Annotated in this window: 15 protein-coding genes; 6 read left to right on the top strand and 9 right to left on the bottom strand. The window is 68.8% G+C overall.

Translation table 11 applies throughout. The features are described from left to right. Positions 1-20 precede the first annotated feature (20 nt). The 3 genes from QHF85_RS28015 to QHF85_RS28005 all read right to left on the bottom strand — a co-directional run bounded on the left by QHF85_RS28015 (position 21) and on the right by QHF85_RS28005 (position 4166). On the bottom strand, positions 21-1145 hold the full coding sequence (locus tag QHF85_RS28015; RefSeq protein ID WP_281330401.1) for a tetratricopeptide repeat protein: 1125 nt from the start codon (positions 1143-1145) through the stop codon (positions 21-23). Between the two features lie 15 nt (positions 1146-1160). Next, entirely contained in the window at positions 1161-2618 is a 1458-nt protein-coding gene (locus tag QHF85_RS28010) for a protein kinase (protein ID WP_281330400.1), read from the bottom strand. 108 nt (positions 2619-2726) lie between these two features. Then, the gene (locus QHF85_RS28005; protein ID WP_281330399.1) at positions 2727-4166 is read right to left on the bottom strand and encodes a sigma 54-interacting transcriptional regulator; all 1440 of its coding nucleotides are present in this window, start codon (positions 4164-4166) and stop codon (positions 2727-2729) included. Between the two features lie 524 nt (positions 4167-4690). Here QHF85_RS28005 and QHF85_RS28000 point away from each other — a divergent pair. Further along, the gene (locus QHF85_RS28000) at positions 4691-5470 is read left to right on the top strand and encodes a hypothetical protein (protein WP_281330398.1); all 780 of its coding nucleotides are present in this window, start codon (positions 4691-4693) and stop codon (positions 5468-5470) included. A gap of 12 nt (positions 5471-5482) precedes the next feature. Here the strand turns inward: QHF85_RS28000 and QHF85_RS27995 are convergent, their stop codons facing one another. Both QHF85_RS27995 and QHF85_RS27990 read right to left on the bottom strand, forming a co-directional pair. Continuing rightward, positions 5483-9052: a VIT domain-containing protein gene (locus QHF85_RS27995; protein WP_281330397.1), complete on the bottom strand. Its 3570-nt coding sequence runs from the start codon at positions 9050-9052 to the stop codon at positions 5483-5485. 52 nt (positions 9053-9104) lie between these two features. Further along, complete coding sequence (locus tag QHF85_RS27990; RefSeq protein ID WP_281330396.1) at positions 9105-10328, bottom strand: hypothetical protein; 1224 nt, start codon at positions 10326-10328, stop codon at positions 9105-9107. 213 nt (positions 10329-10541) lie between these two features. Here QHF85_RS27990 and QHF85_RS27985 point away from each other — a divergent pair, with 213 nt between their 5' ends. From QHF85_RS27985 to QHF85_RS27975, 3 genes are all read left to right on the top strand, one after another. Next, the gene (locus tag QHF85_RS27985; protein ID WP_281330395.1) at positions 10542-11630 is read left to right on the top strand and encodes an NADH:flavin oxidoreductase; all 1089 of its coding nucleotides are present in this window, start codon (positions 10542-10544) and stop codon (positions 11628-11630) included. A 207-nt stretch (positions 11631-11837) separates the two neighbouring features. Then, on the top strand, positions 11838-13568 hold the full coding sequence (locus QHF85_RS27980) for a VanW family protein (protein WP_281330394.1): 1731 nt from the start codon (positions 11838-11840) through the stop codon (positions 13566-13568). Positions 13569-13601: 33 nt separating this feature from the next. Further along, positions 13602-14603, top strand: a complete 1002-nt coding sequence (locus QHF85_RS27975) for a hypothetical protein (RefSeq protein ID WP_281330393.1) — start codon at positions 13602-13604, stop codon at positions 14601-14603. A gap of 1 nt (position 14604) precedes the next feature. On the opposite strand, the gene QHF85_RS27970 is transcribed toward QHF85_RS27975, so the two are convergent. Both QHF85_RS27970 and QHF85_RS27965 read right to left on the bottom strand, forming a co-directional pair. Further along, positions 14605-15801 carry a hypothetical protein gene (locus tag QHF85_RS27970; protein ID WP_281330392.1) on the bottom strand — a complete coding sequence of 399 codons (1197 nt, stop codon included), beginning with the start codon at positions 15799-15801 and terminating at the stop codon, positions 14605-14607. 11 nt (positions 15802-15812) lie between these two features. After that, on the bottom strand, positions 15813-16649 hold the full coding sequence (locus tag QHF85_RS27965; protein ID WP_281330391.1) for a hypothetical protein: 837 nt from the start codon (positions 16647-16649) through the stop codon (positions 15813-15815). 86 nt (positions 16650-16735) lie between these two features. Here QHF85_RS27965 and QHF85_RS27960 point away from each other — a divergent pair, with 86 nt between their 5' ends. Together QHF85_RS27960 and QHF85_RS27955 are read left to right on the top strand one after the other, a co-directional pair. Further along, positions 16736-16882, top strand: coding sequence for a hypothetical protein (locus QHF85_RS27960; RefSeq protein ID WP_281330390.1), 147 nt, complete (start codon positions 16736-16738; stop codon positions 16880-16882). A gap of 252 nt (positions 16883-17134) precedes the next feature. Next, positions 17135-17788 carry a hypothetical protein gene (locus QHF85_RS27955; RefSeq protein ID WP_281330389.1) on the top strand — a complete coding sequence of 218 codons (654 nt, stop codon included), beginning with the start codon at positions 17135-17137 and terminating at the stop codon, positions 17786-17788. A 461-nt stretch (positions 17789-18249) separates the two neighbouring features. Here QHF85_RS27955 and QHF85_RS27950 read toward each other — a convergent pair whose 3' ends face one another. Together QHF85_RS27950 and QHF85_RS27945 are read right to left on the bottom strand one after the other, a co-directional pair. Next, a complete protein-coding gene (locus QHF85_RS27950) occupies positions 18250-19758 on the bottom strand; it encodes a hypothetical protein (protein WP_281330388.1) in 1509 nt (502 codons plus the stop codon). 56 nt (positions 19759-19814) lie between these two features. Further along, complete coding sequence (locus tag QHF85_RS27945) at positions 19815-20714, bottom strand: hypothetical protein (protein ID WP_281330387.1); 900 nt, start codon at positions 20712-20714, stop codon at positions 19815-19817. Positions 20715-20916 lie beyond the last annotated feature (202 nt).

Below are 20916 nucleotides of genomic sequence, written 5' to 3'. Positions count from 1 at the left end.
ACCGAGTTCCCTTTCGGGCGCTAGAACTGCCCCGTCCAAAGAAAAGAAGAAGGACCCAGGAGGATCGCCGTCGTCTGCGGCTTCGTGCGCTTCGGAGCCGTCAAGAAGAGCGCGAGCCCGCCGGCGAACGCGACGCCGCCCGCGACGAAGAGCCCCGTGGAGAGGTTGCCCGATTGATAGGCGTCCTTGCGCGCGGGGTAGCCGAGCTCGTTGCAGGTGTTGCCCGAGCAATGCCCGTCCACCTCGCTCTCGTCGCGCTTCTGCATGGCGCGGATCCCGAAATACGCGCCCGCGGCGCCCGCGCCGATCCCCGCGATCCCGAGCCCGAGGCCGAGGATGCGCTGGGGGCCGAAGAAGCTCTCTTTCGGCGTCTCCGGAATGCGGTCGGGTCCGCGGGGCCCGCGCGGTCCGGGCGCGTCTTGCGTCGGCGTCGGCGGCGTTGCCGTGTTCGTCCCCTTGGGCGGCTCCTGCCCCTTTGTCTCCGGGGTCGTCTTCGGCTCGGGTTTCGGCGCGGCCTCGTCCTCGAGCGCTTGCACCGCGACCGTCAACTCCGCGCCCTCCGCAATGGCCAGGCTCTTCTCCCAGGACTTTTTCCCGGGCGCGCTGACGTCGACCACGTGCTCGCCGCGCTCGGCCGGCAGGCGCGTTCCGAGCGCCTCACGCGCGAGCGCGACCCCGTCCAGCGTGACCACCACGTTCGGCAATGCGAGGACCGCCTCGGGCACGGCGACCGTGATCCAGCCGAGATGCGGCTCGATCTCGCCCATCCGCGTTTTCGCCTCGTCGCCGCGCTTCTGCACCGTCGATTTCTCGGCAAAACTCTTCGACGTCGAGGTGATGCGCGCCGCGTCCTCCACGATGGCGCGGTACGTCTCCCACGCCCGCGCGAGCCGGCCCATTTTGCGATAACAATCGCCGAGGCCGATGCGGGCGCCGAGGCCGGGGCGCAGCTTGACGACCTCCTCGTATTTTGGGCACGCCGTCGCGTACTCCCCCGCGATGAACGCCGCGCGCGCCTCCTGGAACAGCGCATTCGCCCGGGCCTCGTCGGCCGGGTCCCCCGCGCGCGCGCCCGACGCGACGAGGACGACCCCGAGCGCGACGAACGAACGAACGATCCACGCGCTGGGTTTTCCGCTCGTCATGGGCAAAGATGTCTCCTAATCGATCGACGCCGGAGGCTCGTAGGGCTTGCGGGGCGATTTCGTCGCCGTGCTCTTCGTGGAGGGAAGCGGAGCCCCGGTGGAAGCCGTGCGGGCCGGCTGCGTGAAGGAACCGGGTTTTCCGGGCAATGCAGTCGTCTGCGCAGGCGTGGGCGTCCCGGCCGCGGGGGCAGGCTCCACCTCGATCGCGTCCGCGCCCACCTCGGGCGGCGTCGAGGGCGGCGCGGGATGCGCGAGCTCGGTGCGCGGCGCCTCGGCGGTCACGATCGGCGGCAAGGGCACGGTGTCGGGCAAACCCGAACGAGCGACCGAGAGCGACGCCGCGCCGACGAGCGCCCGCACCCCGAGCCCGCCCATGAGGGTGAGGACGCTGCAAACGAGCGTGACGAGCGCGGCCGTCGCCCAGCGCGACCGCGAAGGCGGCGGCGCGGGTGGCGTCGAGGCTTGAATCAAGGCCACCGACGCGCGGGTCGTCGACGCCTCTTCGAGCGGCCGCTCGGGTGCGTCCGAGCGCCGCACGAGCGGGATCGTCAAGTTCATCCGGAACGAGTCCGGCCCCGACTCCGCGTACTGATCGCGCAGCTCCGCGATCGCCTCGGTCGCGCGCTGAAAACGATCCTCGGGGTGCAAGGCCGTCGCGCGGGCGAACCACCCGTCGAACCACGCCGGCAAGACCATGCCGCGGCGGCGCAGCGCGCGCGCCGAGGGCATCTCCTCCGGCCCCTCGACGACGCGGCGGATGAGCGCGTAGACGCCGTGCTCGCGCGCCTCTTCCTGCCAGTACGCCTCGCCCGTGAGCATCGTGTACGTGATGTGGCCGAGCGCGTGGATGTCGGTCGCGGGCCCGATCTGGCTGCTCTTGCCGGCGATCTGCTCGGGGGCCATGTACGTCGGCGTCCCGACGGCCTGCGTCATGTTCGAGTTCGTACCTTCGGAGACGATCTTCGCGATGCCGAAATCGAGGATCTTCACGCACGGCGAGCCGTCGTCGCGCTCCGCGATGAAGAGGTTGCCCGGCTTGAGGTCACGGTGGACGATGCCCCCTGCGTGGGCCTTGTCGAGCGCGAACGCGACCTGCCCGAGGTAGACGAGCGCCTCGTCGATCGGGATGTGGCCGCGCTTCTTCAGCATCGCGCCGACCTCCTCGCCGTGGAGCAGCTCCATCACGAGGAACGGCATGCTCGTGACCTGGTCGATGCCCGCGTCGGTCACGCGCACGACGTGATCGCTGCGGATTTCGCCGGTGATCCGCGCCTCCTGGGCGAACCGATCCCGCAGCACCGCGTCGTCGAGGACGCCGGGAAGCATCACCTTGAGCGCGCACAGGCCGTGCGTGCGCTCGTCGCGCGCCTCGTGGACCGCGCCCATCGCGCCCGCCTTGATGCCCCGAAGGACACGATAACGCTCGTGAAATAGCGTTCCAGTCGGGAGAAAGACCACGCTCGGGGCGCCCATGCCGTCCTCTGGTTTTCGCCATTATGCCAGAGTTCAGGCGCCGGGGACCAAGATCGTGCGCGCCGCGCGCGAGCGTGATCCCCTACCCCCCACGGGTCCGCCCTGACCCTAGCCCTTCTTCCGCGGCCGGGGGATGTTGTAGGCTGAGAGCTTCGAGACGAACGTACGTCGTGGCATTCCGAGCATCGCCGCGGCCGCGGTCTGGTTGCCCGCGCATTTTTCGAGCGCGTCGATCATGCGCTGCCGCTCGAGCGAACCGAGCTCCTCGCGCAGGCTGCCCGACGCGCCCGTATCGACCAGGCCGCCGCGGAGCTGCGACGTCGCGTCGTCGGCCGGGACCGTGAACGACGACAGTGACGGATCCATCGCGGTGAGCGGGACGGTGCCGGTGAGCGGCACGTTGCGCGGCGACGAGGCCGTGCCCTGCACGCGCCCCTCCAGCACGAGATCGTCGGGCCGGATCACGCCTTCGCAGAGCACGACCGCGCGCTCGATGGCGTTGCGCAGCTCGCGCACGTTGCCCGGCCAGTCGTAGCTCGTCATCGCGGCGAGCGCCTCGCGCGTGATCTCCGGCGGGCTCCTACCGATCGAGGCCGCCGCGCGCGCCGCGAACGTCCGCGCGAGGGGCTCGATCTCCGAGCGACGCTCGCGCAACGGAGGGATCGAGAGCGCGATGCCGTTGAGCCGGAAGTAGAGGTCCTGGCGGAACGTGCCCTTCTGCACCTCGAACGCGAGGTCGCGGTTCGTCGCGGAGACGAACCGCACGTCGATGGGGCGCGGCGCAAGCCCACCGACGCGCATCACCTGACGGTCCTCGAGCACACGCAAGAGCTTGACCTGGATCCCGAGCGGCAACTCGCCGACCTCGTCGAGGAAGACCGTGCCCTTCTCCGCGGTCTCGAAGAGGCCGGGCTTCGAGCGCACCGCGTTGGTGAACGAGCCCTTCTCGTGACCGAAGAGCTCGCTCTCGAGCAGCGATTCGCTGAGCGCGGCGCAGTTGAGCCGCAGGAACGGCCCCGCCGCGCGCGGCGACTTGCGATGGATCGTCTCGGCGAGGACCTCCTTGCCGGAGCCGGTTTCGCCGAGCAAAAGCACGCTGATCGGGCCCTCGGCGACGCGCTCGGCGAGCGCGTAGAGGCGCTTCATCGCCTCGTCGCGGATCACGTAGCTGCTCGGCGAGCCCTCGCCTGCCGCCTCGGGTTCCTCCTCGTCGAGCTTGCGAACGACGAGGATCGTCGAGCCGAGGTTGATGGCGTCGCCGACGCCGAACTCCACGAGTTTCCCCGCTTCGACGCGCGTGTCGAGCAGGCGCACCGTCCCGCCTGCGCCCTTCTCGCGGCGCACGGTCGTTCCGTTCGCGCTGCCGAGGTCCTCGATGCGCAAGGGGGGCCCGATGTGGATCTGCGCGTGACGGCGCGAGACGGAGCCGTCGTCGATCCGGATGTCGGTCTCCTCGGCGCGGCCGAGGATCACCTTCCCCTCGGCGGGCAGCGGGTGACGGGTGACGCCGCCCGCGGCGAAGACTGCGAGCTCGAGGCGCCCCTTCACGTTCTCGTCGTTCCCTTCGTTCCGATGGAAAGCACCGCTCGCGGAACCGTAGGTCGAGCACGCCCCGAAACGCAAGCCACCATGCGCCTGCGTGTTCGCTTCGAACCGCCCCCGTGGTGAGCGCGGGCCGTGTGTCCCCTCGCGGTGTTGGTGTTCGACGGATGCACGGTGGGCTTGCTTCCCTTTCCCTGGTGTTCCCGGTCCCTCCACCCCGACGACGAGGATGCACCTGCGGTGCCCTCCACACGAAAAACGTTTCCTTGTCAACAGTCAACTGCCGGTGTGAAAGTTCACCTGCCGCGCGGGTGCGGCGTGCGCGCCGTGGTGGGGAGCCTGCGCCGCATCCCTGATGCGGGAAAGCATCACCATAGGGCAGCCGCGTCACCCCGATTTTGCCTGACCGAGGGCCCCTGAAGCTCCAATCGAGCAGAATCGGCTCGACAATCCCGTGACGGTCGTGATTTCCCGGCTTTTTCGCTCGTGGCATGGCGAATGCAATTACCTCGACGCGAGGCATTCCCCCCATGAACAGCTTGAAGACCCTTTACGAGCCACGTGTCCTTTCCCTCCGCGCCGAGGTCGAGAATGACCACGTCCTCGGCGAGATCCTGGCCGCCGACGCGTCCCCCGTCCTGGTCGAGTGCTTCTTGCTCGAATGGTTCGCCCGGACGCCTTACCTCATGCAACCGACCGCGCGCTGGTCGCGGAGCGCCGCGGAGCAATGCGACGCGCTCGGGCTCGACGCCATCGCCCGGTCGTTCCGCGAGCACGCGGCCCAGGAAGAGGTCCGCGCCTCGTACGTCGTACGCGACGCCCGCGCCGTCGCGCAGATCGTCTGCATCCGGTGCGGCATCTCGATCGACGTCGCCATGCTCGCCGAGCGACCGACCGTCGTCATGCGCGCCTATCGCGTGCTGAACGAGGAGGTCCTCGATGCAGACCTGCCCCTCGGGTATGCCGCGATCCAGTACGAGATCGAGCGCGTCACGAGCGTCCTCAGCCTCGGGCTCGTGATCCAGGCCCAGCGTGTGCTCGGGGCGGACGTGGCCGACCGGCTCACGTGGCTGCGCAAGCGCGCGCCGGTCGGCGTGGAGCGCGCGGCGCTGTATGCCTCGACGCTCGAAAAGATCCTCGACGGGATGCCGGAGGCCGCCGAGCAGCTCGCTGAGCTCGGCGCCGGCGCGCTCGACATCTACCGGCACTTTTTGCGCGATTGCGTGCAGGCGGCGAAGGCGAGCGCGCGCGCGATCACGGGCGAGCGGCCCTCGAGCCCGCGCAGCTCGCAGCCCGAGGTTTGTTGCTGAGAGGAATCGGTTTTACAGGGAGGTACGCGCGAACCTGCGGAGCCGCTCGATCCCCTCCTCCACGTCGGCCGGGGTGATCTCGCGGAAGCGCAGCGGCGAGGGGCCGGGTTTCGACGGGTCGTAGACGAGGCCACGCGGGCGCACGTTTCCCTGGCGGAGGACGTCGGTCACGAAGCGGACGCGCTCCTCCTGCTCGGCCGGGACGAGCACTTTTTCGTATTTCGCGAGCACCTCGGCGATGTGCTCCTCGATGCGTTGCTTGTCGAGCTCGGTCTCGGCGACACCGGTGATGATCGGGATGAGGAGGTTCGCGCGTTCGAGCGGCAAATACAGGCCGCGGGCCGTTCGCGCCACCGTCTTGAACACGTCCTCGGCGCCCACGTACTGGCGCAGCGTGGGCAAGCAGCCGACGGCGTGAATGACGATGCCCATCTCGCGGGCGTTCTCGGCCTGCGCATACCAGTGGTGCCCGCAGGGGCAGCCCTGGGGGAATGCGTCGCCGGAGGGCTCCACGCCGTGCGGCGGCGCGTCGCCGACCCAGACGACGACGCGCGCCGCGCGGGGCCGCCAATCGAGCCGCACGAGGTCGTAAAGCCCGTCGGTCACCGATTCCGGCCCATCGCCGCCGCCCGACGCCTGCATGCGCTCGACGCCCTTCTTGATCGACGCGATATCGTCGGTGAGGGGCACGACGCGGCTCGCGAAGGAGCGATCCTGCGGGGGATGGTCGCGGTAACTCACGAGGCCGAGGCGCAGGCTGCGGCAAAGCGGGGCGCGCCGGAGGGCGTCGATGATCTCGACGAGCCTGCGCTTCACCTCCTCGATGTATTCGCCCATGCTGCCCGTCTCGTCGACGAGGAACACGAGGTCGAGCTCGCCGGCGCCGGCGCTCGCCACGCGGGCCAGCATCTCGGGCGAATATGCCTCGGAGTCGTTCGATTGCAGCGGCGGCGCGCCTTGCGACCGGCCTTGCGGCGCCGCCGCCGCCGGGGCGGGGGCGGCCGACGCGAGGGCCGCGGGCTCGTGCGGCGTGGCCGGCGCGTCGTCCGCCGTCTTGGACTCCATCGGCATGAAATCCATCGTCGCCGGCACGGGCGGAGCCGCTTCCTCTCTTTCTTTTCCGCCGATCCCGAAGGCCTCTTTCACCTTCGAGAAAAACCCTCCGCCGCCGCGCTTGGGCGCTCCGACCTCGGCGTCGAACACCCCCGCCGAGGCGGGCGGCGGCGGAGGCTTGGCCGCGGTTGGCCCGCCAAACGCTCCTCCTGACCGAGGCGCCCCTCCCGGCGCCGCGGGCGCGGCCATTGCGGGGCGCGCCGGCGCGGGGGGCGCGACCATCGTGCGGGCTCTCAGCGACGGACGCGCGGCGGCGACCGACTCAGCCCCTCGAGGCATGTCGTCGCGCGTACGCACCGATTCATCCTCGGCGTCGTCCTCGTCTTCGAAGGAGAGCGAGCGGGCGGAGAGCATATCCATCTCGCCGCCCCCCTTCCCACGCGTCGCCCCGGCCCTCTTCGCCTTTTCGCCGAACGACCTTGTGCCTTCCGCGACCATCCCGTCAACGGCGCCCTCCTCGAACGCATCCTCCCCGCCCTCATCCGCGAGCGAGGCCGTCGCTTCCATTTGCACCTTCTTCGCGGGCCCCTCGACGCGCTTCTCGCTGTCCTCGGCCACGAGCGCCGTGTACGGGGAGAGGAGCTTGTGCTTCAGCGCGAGCGCGAGCACCTCCATGCGCACCTCGGCCGCCTCCCCGGGCGCCTCGGCGAGCCGCGACAAACGCGCGTCGATCCGGAGCCGCGCCCACAGCCGTTCGAGCCCCGGGATCTCATCGGATTGCTCCGGCAGCTCGACGTCGACCTCCTGCCGGAACGGCTCACCCGTCGCGCGCTCCGCCGTGAGCACGAGCCGGCTCTTCCCCGACCCGGCGAAACGGCCGAGGAGCTGCACGGTTTGTCCCCCGAAGAGCTCGGGCGCCGGGCTCGGATAGACGTCCACGGGCATCGCATCGTCCCAGGACAAACGCAAATTCTTGAGCACGGGACCCGCCTGACGGACGCGGCGCGCGAAGCGCGGCACGACGGTCTCGACGTCCTCGCCGGGCAAGAGCACGTCGCTCGCGCCGCCGCCCGCACGCGCGAGCCGCTCGACGAGATAACGATTCACGGACGGACCCACGCCGAGCACATAAAGGCGCGTCTCCTTGCCGAGGATCTCCGGCGCGCGCCGGAAGATCCGACCCTCGTTGCCCACGGCGCCGTCCGTCAGCAAGACGACGAGCCGCGTCCGCCCCTTCTCCGTGGGCAATTTCGACGCGCGAACGAGCGCCTCCTCGAGCTCCGTGCCGCCGCGCGCCGTCATGCTCCGGAGGAACACGTCGATCTCCTCGACCCATTCCTTCGTGATCGGGACGAATTTCTCGCCCTGTTTGTCCGCGGCGATCCGGTCGTGATCGAACACGAAGACCTGGGCGCGATCGCCCGGCCCGAGGTGATCGAGGATCAAGCGCACCGCGCGCCGGGCCTGCGGGAGGCTCTGGCCGCGCATCGAGCAGGAGCGGTCGACGAGGAAAACGACGTCGCGCGGCAGCCCGACCTTCGCGAGCTCGCGCGTCGCCGCGACGATCACGCCGCAATACTCGCATTTCCACGCCGGTCCGAGGCCCGGCCATTCCTTCACTGTCGAAGGATCCCGGAGGGCGCCGCCGCAATTGTTGCAGCGGAACGTGCGGTGATCGCCGGTCGGGCCGGCCTCCGCGAGGGAGAGGTCTTCGAGCGGCGCGACGGGCGGCGTCACGACGAGCAGGAACGTTCCCATCTTGTCGGCCTGGCGCTCGAAATGGACCCGAGGCCGCACGCCCTTGTCGTGTTGCGCGTGGTAGGCGATCACGAAATCGCGGTTCGGGACGGTCTCCGACGCGGAGAGCTTCACGCGGAATGCGCCGCCTTCGAGGGGCTCGACGTCGAGCCTGTGCGACGGCGAGCGCGGCGGCTCGATCGGCACGCCGGCGCGGATCTCCACGCTGACGCTCACATCGGCTTTCCGCTCCCCCGTCGCCGCGCGTGGCGGGCGGATCGCGGCGGCGGCCTCGGGCACGTCGGCGGCTGTCCTCGCGTGGTAGCGCTCGGTCGTGACCATCGGGAATACGAAGCGCCACTCGCCCTCGTCGAACGCGAGCTTTTCCTGATAGCCGAGCGTGACCTCGATCGTCTCGCCGTCCGGAATGTTCGCGACGCTCAGCGTGAACAGGTTCGGCCGATCCTGCTCGAGCAGCGTCGCGCTGCGCCCCTCGCGCCGCGCGGCCTCGTACGCGCGCTTCGCCTCTTCCTTTTCCTTGACGACGGCCTCGACCGTGCGCGCGCCGATGCGAAAACGCATCGTGTGCACCGACGCCTCGTGCGGCAGCGGGAAGAGGTATTCGGCCTCGATGGGCCCGCCCGTCGTGTTGCGAAAGCGCTGCTTCAGCGTGACGCTCGCGACGGGGCCGTTGATCTTGGCCTCGACGTCCGTGTGTTCGAGCGGCAAAGGCGCGCCGCTCGACGTGCGCAGGGTGCCCTGGGTGATTCGGTCGGTCGTGGGATCGGTCATGGCGGGCCGACACCGATGCTACACCGATCCGCGCGACCTTCTACCGATCAAGTCAAGACGTGCGCCGCCCCGGATCGAGCGCGCAGAGCGAAGCGACGAGCGACGTGAAGCCAGGCGCGCGCTCGTCGGCCGAGCGCGAGGAGCGCGGTCCGTCCTCGGGCGAAAGCAGGTGCTCGGCCGCCGGCAATCGATACCCCGATCCGAGCGCCACCGCGCGCAAAAGGTCCGAGGCGTCGTCGCGCCGCTCCTGGTCCCAGTCCGTCTCCACGATGTGCACGAGCAGCTCCGCTTGCAGCGGCACGTCGCCGATCGCGAGCGCCTCGGCCAGCGCGGCCCAGCAAAAATCGGCCGACGACGCCTCGCCGAGCAGCGCGCAGAGCCTCGCCACGCGCGCGGCGAGCCGCACGTCTTCGAGCGTGCCGGGGCGCGATCGCCATTTGCGTTCGAGCTGCCCGAGCACCACCTCGGCGAGCGCGCGCGCCTTCGCGACGTCGCCGAAACACGCGAGCACCTCGGCCCGGCGCAGCTCGAAGACGAGCCGCTCCGTTTCGCCCGCCTCCACGGTGTAACGCGCGGCGAGCGCGAGCGCCTCGTCGGGGCGGCCGAGCCGGCAAAGCGCGGAGAGCGCGGCCTCCTTGCGCGCCCATTCGAGCGCGGGGGGATCCGTCGCGCCGCGACGCGACACGAGCGCGAGCGACACGACGTCCTCGAGCCTGCGCGCCGCGAGCAGCGCGGAGAGCGTCTCCGTCGCCGACGCGAGCGCGATCGCCCTTGCCGCAGCCGGCTCGAGCGCGAGCACGCTCTCCCATTGCGCGCGCGACACGCGGAGGAGCCCCGCGCCGATCTCCGCGCCGAGCCCGAGCGAGCGCACGCGCCCGAGGTGCAGGAGCGCCTCGTCGAGCCGCCCTGCCGCGCGCTCCGCGGCGCCGAGCCCGACGAGCGCGGAGACGGCGAACGCGAGCGCCTCGGCCGATCGCTTTTGCCGGGCGACCGCCGCATAAAAACGGACCGCGGCCTCCGCGATGCGGCGCGCGTCCTCGTGCCTGCCGAGGTGACCTGCGACGATCGTGGCCTCCTCGAAGCACGGGGCGAGCGCCGCGAGCCGCTCCTCGCGGCTCTGCGCGAGCGCCCGTGCGAGCGCCTGCGTGATCGCCCCCGACCACGCGGCGAGCTCCCATCGAACGGCCCGGCCGCGAAGGCTGAGGAATTCATCGGCGACGAATCGATCGTCCGCGCCCGAGCGCGTCGCGGGCGAGCGCTGTGCAGCAAGGTTCATGCGAGCCTCGTTGAAGACATGCAGCGTCCGCGCGACGCGCGGCGCGGGCAGCCGGCGCGTCCGGCCCGCCCTCGCCGCGTCCATCGACCGGCCGCGGTACGTCTGCTCTCTTTAATGGATCCGCCGGCTCATTTCAATGAACGAGGCCCCTCGCCCGGACGCACAATGTCCGAGCATGGCCCCCGGCGAGAGCGCTGCTAGCCTCGCCGCACGATGGCCTCGAAAGACCTCTTCGAACCGCTCGCGTTTCGCAACGGCCGCACGGCGCGCAATCGCATCGCGCTCGCGCCCATGACGAACCAGCAGAGCCACGCCGACGGCACGCTCTCCGACGAAGAGCTCCACTGGCTCGCGCTACGCGCCGAGGGCGGCTTCGGCATCGTCGCGACCTGCGCCGCGCACGTCACGCGGGACGGTCAGGGTTGGCCCGGCGAGCTCGGCATCTACGACGACAAGCTCCTGCCGGGCCTCACGCGCCTCGCCACCGCGCTCCGCGACCGCGGCGCCCTCTCCATCGTCCAGATCTTCCACGGCGGCGCCCGCGCCGACACGAGCGTCACCGGCGAGCGCCCGTGGAGCGCGAGCGAGCTCGAAGGCGACGCCGCAAACCCGCGCGCCGCGACGCGCGAGGACATCGAGCGCGTCATCGCTGCCTTCCGCGACGCCGCCGTGCGCGCGCACCGCGCGGGCTTCGACGGTGTCCAGCTCCACGGCGCGCACGGCTACCTCCTCGGCCAGTTCCTGAGCGCGACTGGCAACAAGCGCGACGACGCCTACGGCGGCTCCTTCGAGAACCGCGCGCGCCTCCTGCGCGAAGCCACGCGCGCCGCGCGCGCCGCCGTCCCTGCGTCGTTCCTCGTCGGCGTCCGCATCTCGCCCGAGGACTGGGGCCAGGCCAAGGGCCTCGACCTCGACGAGAACCTCACGCTCACGCGCTGGCTCGCCGAGGACGGCATCGACTTCCTCGGCGTCTCGCTCTGGGACAGCTTCGCGAACACGAAGAAGCGCCCCGACGTGCATCCCATCCCGATCTTCCGCCACGCTCTCCCGGCGGACGTCCCGCTCTTCGTCGCGGGCAAAATCTGGACACGCGCCGAGGCCGAGGCCCTCCTCGAGCTCGGCGCCGACGGCGTCTCGCTCGCCCGCTCCGCGATCCTGAACCCCGACTGGCCGCTCCGCGCGCGCGACGCGACGTGGGAGCCGAGGCGCCCTCCGATGGCGGCCGCCGAGCTCCTCGAGCGCGGCCTCAGCCCGAAGTTCGTCGACTACATGCGCCGCTGGAAGGGTTTCGTGGCTGACTGAAGCCGAAAAAAAGCCCGCTCGCGAGGGCGCGGTGAAGAAGGGGTCCGGGAAACCCGCGCCCCCGCGAGCGGCGTGACGCACGGCGGCTGACCAACGAACCGCCGTGCCACGACGTCCCTTCTAAACCACCTCGGATGCTTTTGCAACTCTATTGCATCGAGCCGTTCGCTTGACGCGACGGGCCTCTCTTTCCAAGATGCCGGAGCGATGCGAGCCCCGCGATCCTCCGAGGTAAAACGTTACGCGGCGATGGCCGCCGTGGCGATCGCCTCTGGCCTCGGCATCACGTGGCTGCTCCTGCCGCCCGCGCCCGAGGCGCCCGTCGTCCGCCCCACGCCCGAGCTGCGCGTCGCCGGCATGGCCGTGCCGATGCAGGGCGATCCGGTCGCGAACGCGCTCGACCTCGTGCGCAGGTACGCCTCCGGCGAGATCACGATCAAGCTGCCCGACGGCACGGGCCGCAAGATCCGCCGCGGCGCGCTCGGCGCCGAGATCGATCGCGTCCGCCTCGCCGGCTTCGTGCGCGAGGCGCTGCGCGAAGGCAGCCCCCTCCGCCGCGCGCACGACGAGACGAACCCCGGCAAGCCGCTCGACATCCCCTTGCCGCTCATCCTCGACGCCGAGGCCGCGGTCGACAAACTCCTCGCGCTGAAGAGCGAGCTCGACGCGGCCGCGACCGACGCCTACGTCGACCTCGCGCAGAAGAAACTCGTCCCCGAGAAGGACGGCCATCGGCTCGACGTCTACGGCACGATCGCGCGCATCGACGCGGCCTTCCGCCAGGGCGCGGAGGAGGTCGCGGCCGCCGTCGAAAAGGTCCCGCCGAAGCGCCGCGCCGAGCAGATGGGCAACGTCCAGTTCAGCCACGTGCTCGGCTACTTCGAGACGCGCTACACGCAGGGCGAGCGCACGAGGGACCGCACGTACAACCTCCGCCTCGCCGCCTCGAAGCTCGACGGCACCGTGATCATGCCCGGCGAGATCTTCGACTTCAACGACGTCGTCGGCCCACGCGACGAGGCGCACGGCTACCGCGTCGCGACCGTCATCGCGCAAGGCGAGCTCGTCGACGGCCTCGGCGGCGGCACCTGCCAGATCTCCGGCACGCTGCACGGCGCGGCCTTTTTCTCGGGCCTCGACATCGTCGAGCGTTACCCGCACTCGCGGCCGAGCTCGTACATCAAGCTCGGCCTCGACGCGACCGTCGTCTACCCGACGATCAGCTTCCGCTTCCGCAACCCCTTCGACTTCCCGATCGTCCTGCACGAGACCGTCTCGGATGGCGTCGTGCGCGCCGAGATTCTCGGCCCCGAGCGCCGCCACACGGTCACGTACTTCCGTCGCATCGACGAGGTGCTCCCCTTCGAGGAGGTCGAGCGCCAGACGCCCAAACTTCCCGAGGGCATGCGCGTGCTCGCGCAGCGCGGTATCCCCGGCTTCAAGACCACGAGCTCACGCGTCGTGCGCGACGGCGCGCACGCGCTTCGTTACAAGTGGAGCGACTCGTACCCGCCGACGGCGCAGATCATCAACGTCGGCACGGGCCCGAAGGAGCTCGAGTCCAAGGCGAAGGACGACGAGCACCCCGAGTACGTCGTGGACGAGTACCTCGTGGTCACGCAGGGCCCCGACATCCGCACGCCGGGCGTCACCGAGCCCCAGCCAGGCGGCGGCACGATCGAGAGCCGCGAGCCCGGACAGACGGGCAAGGCCGGCTACTACGAGAAGCTCGGCTTCTCGCACTACCGCAGCAAGAACACGGCCGAAGGCGCGAGCGAAGGCGAGGCGTCGGCGGCGACGCAGCCTGCCTCGGCGGAGTCGAAAGACGGCGACAAGACCAAGAAGCCCGACGACGACAAGACCAAGAAGCCCGACGACGACAAGGGCAAGAAGAAGAAGCGCAAGAAGAAGAAGCCCGCGTCCGAGAGCGGGACCTGACAACCTCCACGCGTCGGGGTACCCTCCGCCGCCGTGCTCTCCCCCCACGTACGCTTCGAGGGGTTCACCGCGACGGACTGGGTCCGCGTCCTGTCGCTCTTCCGGCCCCGACGCACCACGGGCGAGCTGCGTGATCCGAACCGCCCGCGCGGCGGCGTGATCGCCATCCACGACCGCGGCCGCCTGCGCAAGCTCCTCCACACGAACGTGGGCCGTCTCGGCACGGGCGACATCGAGTGGCCGATGACCGCCGAAGAGCTCGCGCAGCGCCACGACGCGAGCTTCTGCATCGTGCTCGAGAGCGGCACGCTCGAGCGGATCATGGAGCGCTTCGCGGCGCGCGCGCGCAAAGGCGACGACCTCGCGACGCAGGCGCTCACGCTCTTCTCGCTCGCGCAAGCCGAGCTTGCGGCGGGCCGCCTCTCGGCCTGGCCGCTGCGCCTCAGCGGCGTGCCGATCCCGACGCCGGGCATGGTGCGCGGCAGCCTCGATGCGGTGTGTCCGATCGGCAAGGCGATGGTGCTCGGCATCTTCGAGGGCGGCGAGCTCTGGACGAGCGTGGCGCTGCGGCGCGGGCAGGACGGCATCAGCTTGATCCTCGGCCCTGACGAGATCCGCGGCGACATGGGCCTGCTCTCGGGCGACTGGCGCCGCGACTACCGGCACCTCTCGCACGCGATCGAGGATCGCGTCGGGCCGATCGCGTTCGGCTGTTACGCGGAGACGGCGACGTTCCGCGCGCTCGAAGTGGACCCGAGCCCGGGCGCGTGGGCGCGCGCGGCGTTCGTGCGCGACATCATTCTCTCGCCGTTGCCCGCGCCGATGGCGATTCCGCTGGGGATCGACGCGAGCCGCGCGGCGTTCCTGGCAATGCGCAAGGTGATGGAGCGGGTCGATTCGAACGGCGTGGTGGCGGGGTCGATCGAGCGATTGTGGGATCGGGCGGCGAAGAGCGCGCAGCATGGCGAGCTCGAAGAGATGCTCGGGTTCCATCCGCTGGAGCTCTTGCGGAAGCTGCTCGTGCGGGAAGATTGATTCAGCGCCGGAAAAGCCGATCCCAGAAGGTGCGCGGCAGCCCCAGCACCTCCGCCGCCTCCCTCGGATCCACGCGGTAGGGGCTCTCCTTCCCCTCGAAAAAGCCGTGCTCAGCGATCAAGTGCACGATGAGCCCGGGCCCTCGGAGCTTCGCGCCCGAGCGGCGGTCCTCGATCACGAAATCGATCGAAGCCCATCCGGGATCGGGCGTGCAAAGCCAAGGGCATTCCTGATATCCGCCCCATTTCAGGAATCGAACACGAAACCTGCCGATCTCGTGGCCGTCCTCTGCCCGCGCGCTCTTCATCGAGCGGCGGAGCGCCTTGCCGACGATCTCGCGAATGCGGGAAGCGACGTCTTTGGCGGTGATGCCCAGCGAGGCGAGCGTGCGCGCGTCCTCCTTCAGCACCTCGTCGAGTCGCTCCGTCTCGCCCAAGAATCCCGCCGTGGAAAACACGCCGGGTCGCATCAGCTCTTCGACGCGCCCCGTCTTGACCAGCCAGCGCTCCTGCCACCCGACAACGTCCCAGAAGACCGACTTGCTGACGTGCTCGACGACCTTCGTCGTGAGCCCGACGGCGTCGAACCGCGGGCGCAAAGCTTCGGCGGCCGCGCGCTCCTCGAAGACCATCGTCAGCTCGGCAAGAAACACGGGCGGCTTGTCGAGCTCGACATCCCCGATGCTTTTTCGTTCGTGCGCGAGGTACTTGTTGATTTCGGCGACCGTCCCCGCGTCCTGTCGCAGGGGAATCACGAGAGGCGCAACCAAGGCGCACTTCTCGTCGTCTTCGAGGATCTCCCCGCCGAACGTCGCGCGCTTCTTCTCGGCGGCGTCACGCCGCGCGCCGAACGGGAGGCCCACCATGCATTTCATGTCCAGGTAGGAGCCGCCGTGATTGCCTGCGAGCTCGATCTCGCGCGCGACGGTGCGGACTTCATCGATGCGCTCGCCGGAGATCTCCGCGAGAGGCACCGCGAGGGTTCCGAACAGTTTGTACTCCTTGTGCGCGCCTATGTGGCTGTGAAGAAAGCCGAGGACCTCGGCGCGCTCTTCTTCGGTGAGCGATCGAGAGAATGTCGCGCCGATGCGGTGGACCTCGACGACCCCGACCGGCTCCCCGCGCGTCGCGTCGGGCTCCCCGACGAACCAGTCCATGAACCCGGGGAGGGTCTCGATGTCGGAAGGGGATGCAGCCATGGCAGCGCCGTTCAATGGTAAACTTCCAGGAGGATGATGGGGGCCTCGTCGCCGGGGACGGTCCATTCGGATGCCCGGTAAGCCATGCCGTCTGGAAAATTGCCGAGACGAATCTCGTCCGCTTTGGCGAGGCGCAGATTGCCGTCGCGTCGCCAGAAATCGAATTGCTGGGTGGGTGGGATCCACTGCAGGGGTTGGCCGACGTTGGCGACGACGAACCGAACGGAGCCGAGGCGCAAGAGGTCGCGAATCGCTGCTCGGTCGAGCGCGCGGAGGCGCGTCGCGGGCAGCGCACCGTCGTCCGTCCATAGCTCCTCGATCGGGATTCGGGTCACGACTTTGCAGTGGCGCATCGCCTCCTTCATCGCGGCAGCCAGGGACGATCGGGCGCGATCCTGTGGAGCTTGTGGCGAAACGGGCGCGCGCGCCTTCTGGTAGGCCTGCGACGAGACCAGGGAGACGAGGCGGCTCGCCAGGTGAGCGAGGGCGGACGCGGGTCCTTGCTCGATTGCATTGAAATACCCGGCGGCGTCTTCTGCCAAGATCACGCCCTTGCTTGACCTTCCGCTCTCCTCGGACGTGGGCCGCGTCGTGTGCGGCTTCGGTACCGAACCCCCGATGAGCGAAAGCCAGCGCGCCTCTTCGGGCGCCCCTCGGGGGACAGGCTGGCCGTTCGCGTAAAACTGCGTCTTGCCCTCCTGATGGCTCCGGATGGACCAATCTAAAAAGAGCTCGACCCGAGCTCCGTCCTGGTCCACGGCGTGAAGAGTAAGAGAACCGCCGTCCATCGCCATGGCGCCGTTCGTGATCCGGAGCGTCGTCGGCAATCGTTCGCTTTCGCTGGCCACAACATCCTCCCTCGATCCCTTGTACTTCCATACGGCAGTGAGGCCAACCACGCCGAGGGTCGGAGAGGACACGAAGGACGCCTCATGTGGCGCCTACACGCAACCACAACGTACGTTCACCCGGATCCCTCGCCGACGAGACCCCGGAGGAGATCGGTTGCGTGGTCGACGAGGCCCGGACGAGGTCCGATCAGGGCGAGGGGCTCGCGGACGACGCAGCCGACGGAGTCTGATCAAATACCGGCACACCCGCTCCACGCGTTTCCGATCCCGACCATCGATCGCCGCTCCTGCGTGTATCTGGTGAGGCCGCCGATGGCGACACCGCGTCTCGGGTTCGTCGGCGAGAACGTCCGATATGAGCTCACGAAAGGTTACGCAGCCGCAGAGCAGGATTCAATCGCCTCGCACGTTCTCAGGCGGACAGTTTTCCGTTACCTTGCTTCCGGGTCCTCCGACGATGGGGGACCTGAAGAAGGAAGCATATGCAATTACGGAAGAAATTTGCACTGTCGTGTTCGAGCGTCATCATCGCTGCGAGCGCCGCGGCGTGCTCCGTTTCGCCGGCGCCGGAGGACATCGAGGGCGTGGGGAGCGATGCGCTCGTGGCGGGATGGGGAGGGGTCGGGGTCTGCAACCAGGCCGATCCGTACGAGAAGAACAACAGGTTATGGAGCGCCACGGAACTGGCCTATTATGATGTCTACGCGGGCTCGGGGTGGGGCGCCGCCTATACGAGCGCGACTGCGTTCATTTGCAAGAAAGACCAGGACTGGTACTTCATGTCGACGTCGGATTTGCCCTTCATGCCGGGCTGGCTCTCGATTCGCGCGCAGGCCGCCGGCGCCTCGTATTGCCCGGTGTACGAGTACGAGGAGGACGGCGTGACGTATACGTGGGGCTACGATCCGCCCGCGGGGCCCGAGAGCACGATTCAGATCGACGTCTACAGCGCCGGCACCTTGCAGCTCGTGGCCTCGGCGCAGAGCAACATCGGCCGCATCTTCCTCGACACGTACGACGGGCCGATGGAGCAGGACCTCTATCTGCGCGTTCGCGGGCCGAAGGAGGCCTATTACGGCTACAACCTCTCGGTCAGGGTGCAGACCCACGCATTCGAGGACGAGTGCGAGTACTGAGCCCCGCCCACGTTCGCCGCGTCGAACGCCTCCCTGCTTCTCTTTTCCCCTGACGGCGATGGATCCCGGTCCACGTCGTCCAGCGCAGCGCGTTCACACGACACAACCCGCGCCGCGCAGGAAGGTGAGTACCGCACCCCACGAAGGCAAGGACCGTCATCGGCTCCGTACCACTCCGTACCTACACGAAACCACAACGTACGTTCCCCCGGATCCCTCGTCGACGAGACCCCGGAGGAGATCGGACCTCGTCGGTTGCGTGGTCGACGAGGCCCGGACGAGGTCCGATCAGGGCGGGGGGCTCGCGGACGAGGCAGCCGACGGAGTTCGATCAGGGCGGGGGGCTCGCGGACGAGGCAGGCGGCGAGATCGGATCAGGGCGGGGGGCTCGCGGCCGAGGCAGGCGGCGGAGTCCGATCAGGGTGGGAGGCTCGGCGCGGCGGGTGCCTTCCGCAGTCGTGCTACTTGCTCGCCGGAAAAACGACATGGGGCCCGCGGCGGACCTCCGCCAAGAAGACCAGATCCGCCGTCGCTGTTGTCGTAATGAATGACTTGCGGCCCTCCCTCGAGGGTTTTTCGCCGTCCTGACGGTCCTTGGCCGTGCGCCGGGCGAAGAAGACGAGCTCGTCGCCCTTTTCGAGCGAGATGCCCGCCGGCAAAACATCGACCCGGAGCGTGAGCTTGTCCGTCGCGACCGAGTCATCGAACTTGCAGACGTTCTCACGCGTCATCGTCGCAGTGTCACTCGACTCGCGTTTGATTTTCACGACTTCCTTGCAGTCATAGGTGAAGCGCCGGTTCTCGACGATGGTCAATTCGACGGTGCCCTTGCCGTCCTTGAGCGCCGTCGACGTGATGGTTCGCAGGTACAGCCGGAAGTTCTCTTGCTCGGCATCTGATTTATCTCCCTGACCGCCCGCTGCGCGATCCATCGTCTGCCCCGGCCGCAGATCCCTCGGGTCGATGTGCAGGGCGCTTTTGTACGGTTCTCCATTCGTGGTGGGCTGGGCGTCGAGCCACGCCTGGCCATCGAATTGGGGAAAAAACGTGGAGATCTCTTCATCTGTGAAGGGAGTGTACATCGTATCTTCCCTCTGAAGCCTACGGGCGCAGTACGAGAGCTTGTCATTTTCGGTCGGCGCGTCGAGCGGCTGGACATGGCGCACGGCATTGTCCGGCAGCGGCGAAACGCTGCCGAGCCAGTGGTAATTCAAGAATGACATCGGCGTGTTCGCGAAGCGGGCGATCATGTCCGTAAACACGACGTACGGCGTTCCTGCATACGCAAATACGGGGGTATTGTCTGGATCCTTGATCGGCATGAGCTGGCGATGTGCTGCCATGGCGCGACGGTACAAGGACCACGCCTCATAATGCGTCGCCCCTCGGGGCAGATCGCGAAGCTCTTGGGCCGTCTGCTGCGCGAGTTTACTCACCTTCGGTGCGAACTCGTCGAATTCGCGCGCGCAGGCAGCGAACGCGGCTCGACGTCCCACCGACAGCGCCGCAGACGCAGCGTTACGAAAGCGGTAGTCGCCGATGTCCTCGTGGCTCCAGGAAGTGCCGCACGCAGGCTCCGGATCCGGGTGCTCGCCCTTCAGAAAGTCGCCTTCGGGGACGCCGGCCTCGATCGCCTGCGCCATCACGCGGTCCGCGAAATCCGATGAGCGGCTCCCGAGAGAATCAACATGCGCGTCGTCGGCGAGCTTCTTCACGACCTCGGGCTTGAGGTGGACGTACCAGTCTGCGACGCTCCGTGGCGCCCTGGGGTTGGGCAGCTGTGGGCCACGCAGATACGAGCGAAAGCATTGCTTGAGCTCCGTGGCCCGATCCTGGGGGGATGCAGGCTCCTCGAGCAGCCCCTTCAATTCAGCGCAGCCAACCAGCGGCAATGCGAGGACCAGAACGAGGGTCTGGGCGAAGGTCGGACGACGATAAGCAAGGCTCGACGTTGCGGGTGTATTCTTCATGGTCGCTGAGTGGGTCATGGTTGTGTGCGCGGGCAGGCCGGAGGTAGATCCGCCGCTCACGCCTTGCCGAAATACTCCGCGCGCAGCAGCGCGGCGCCCGCGGGATCGCTTGCGGTGAGCGGGTTGGCGATCATGAGGTCAGGGCGGCCTCCGAGGACCTCGAAGGCCTTTTGCAGGTCCTCGGAGGCAACGACGATCTTTTCGAGGCGTTCGAACTGGAGGGCCGGTTTGAAGTCGGCGCAGCGGTTGACGGTCAGGGAGACGATCTGGGCCCGGAGCGGGAGCAGATTTGCCAGGTTGGGCGAGCGAACGAGGTAATGCAGCCCAAACGGGGCGAGGGACGTCAATTCATCGAGATGGGCGGTCCCCGTGTGGGTTCCGCGGAGGGTCATCCATTGCAAACCCGAAAGCACCCCCGCGCCAGCGAACATTTCGCCGTCCAGGTCGAGCTCCACGTGCAGCGGGAGCTCCGCCCGCTCGAAGCAGGCCCGGTACGCCGCGAAGATCGCCGGTGACGACGGATTGCGCGCGAGAGCCCCGCGCAAGAGGGCGTCCGCCGCCGCCTCGCCGGAGAACCAGAGCTCCATGGCCGCCGCGGAGAACCGCCCGGCATCGACGCCGTCCGCCGTATCCACGAGCTTCAGAGCCTTCTCATAAGCCTTCCACGGCCCTGCCATCGGCGGGTCCGAGAATACCTTCGTCAGGGAAAGCTCCTTCAGCAGCGCCTCGCAGGCCGGCCAGCGCTTCGCCAGGGCCTGGAGGAACGGCGCCTGGGCCTTCTTGAGCGCCGCCGGCTTGGTCCCGAACACCGATTTGGGGAGGCTTACCGCCAGCACGAGCGCGCGCTCGAGGAGCTCCGTGGGCAGCGCTGCGACCTCCGCGGCGAGCGTTTGAAACGGCTCCGCCTCGGCCGAATGACGGTCGACCTCGGAGAGGAACCCTTGCAACTGACTCATGGAATTGGTTCCCATCCGGAGGAGGGGCGGACACTCGCTCATGAACGTGTGAAAATCAAGCGACTCTTTGGGCCACGTACCGGCGCGTACATGCGAGCCCGCGAGGCTCGAGAAACCAAGCAACCGCGACAGCATGCGCAGGCCGCGAAGCCGACGGCGAGGTCGGATCAGGGCAGAGGCCTCGGCCGTGAAGGAGACGGCC

This window comes from Polyangium sp. 6x1, assembly GCF_029946515.1.
Classification (GTDB): Bacteria; Myxococcota_A; Polyangia; order Polyangiales; family Polyangiaceae; genus Polyangium.
The sequence above is the reverse complement of the archived record's forward strand: the minus strand, read 5'-3'. Positions and strand labels throughout refer to the sequence as shown.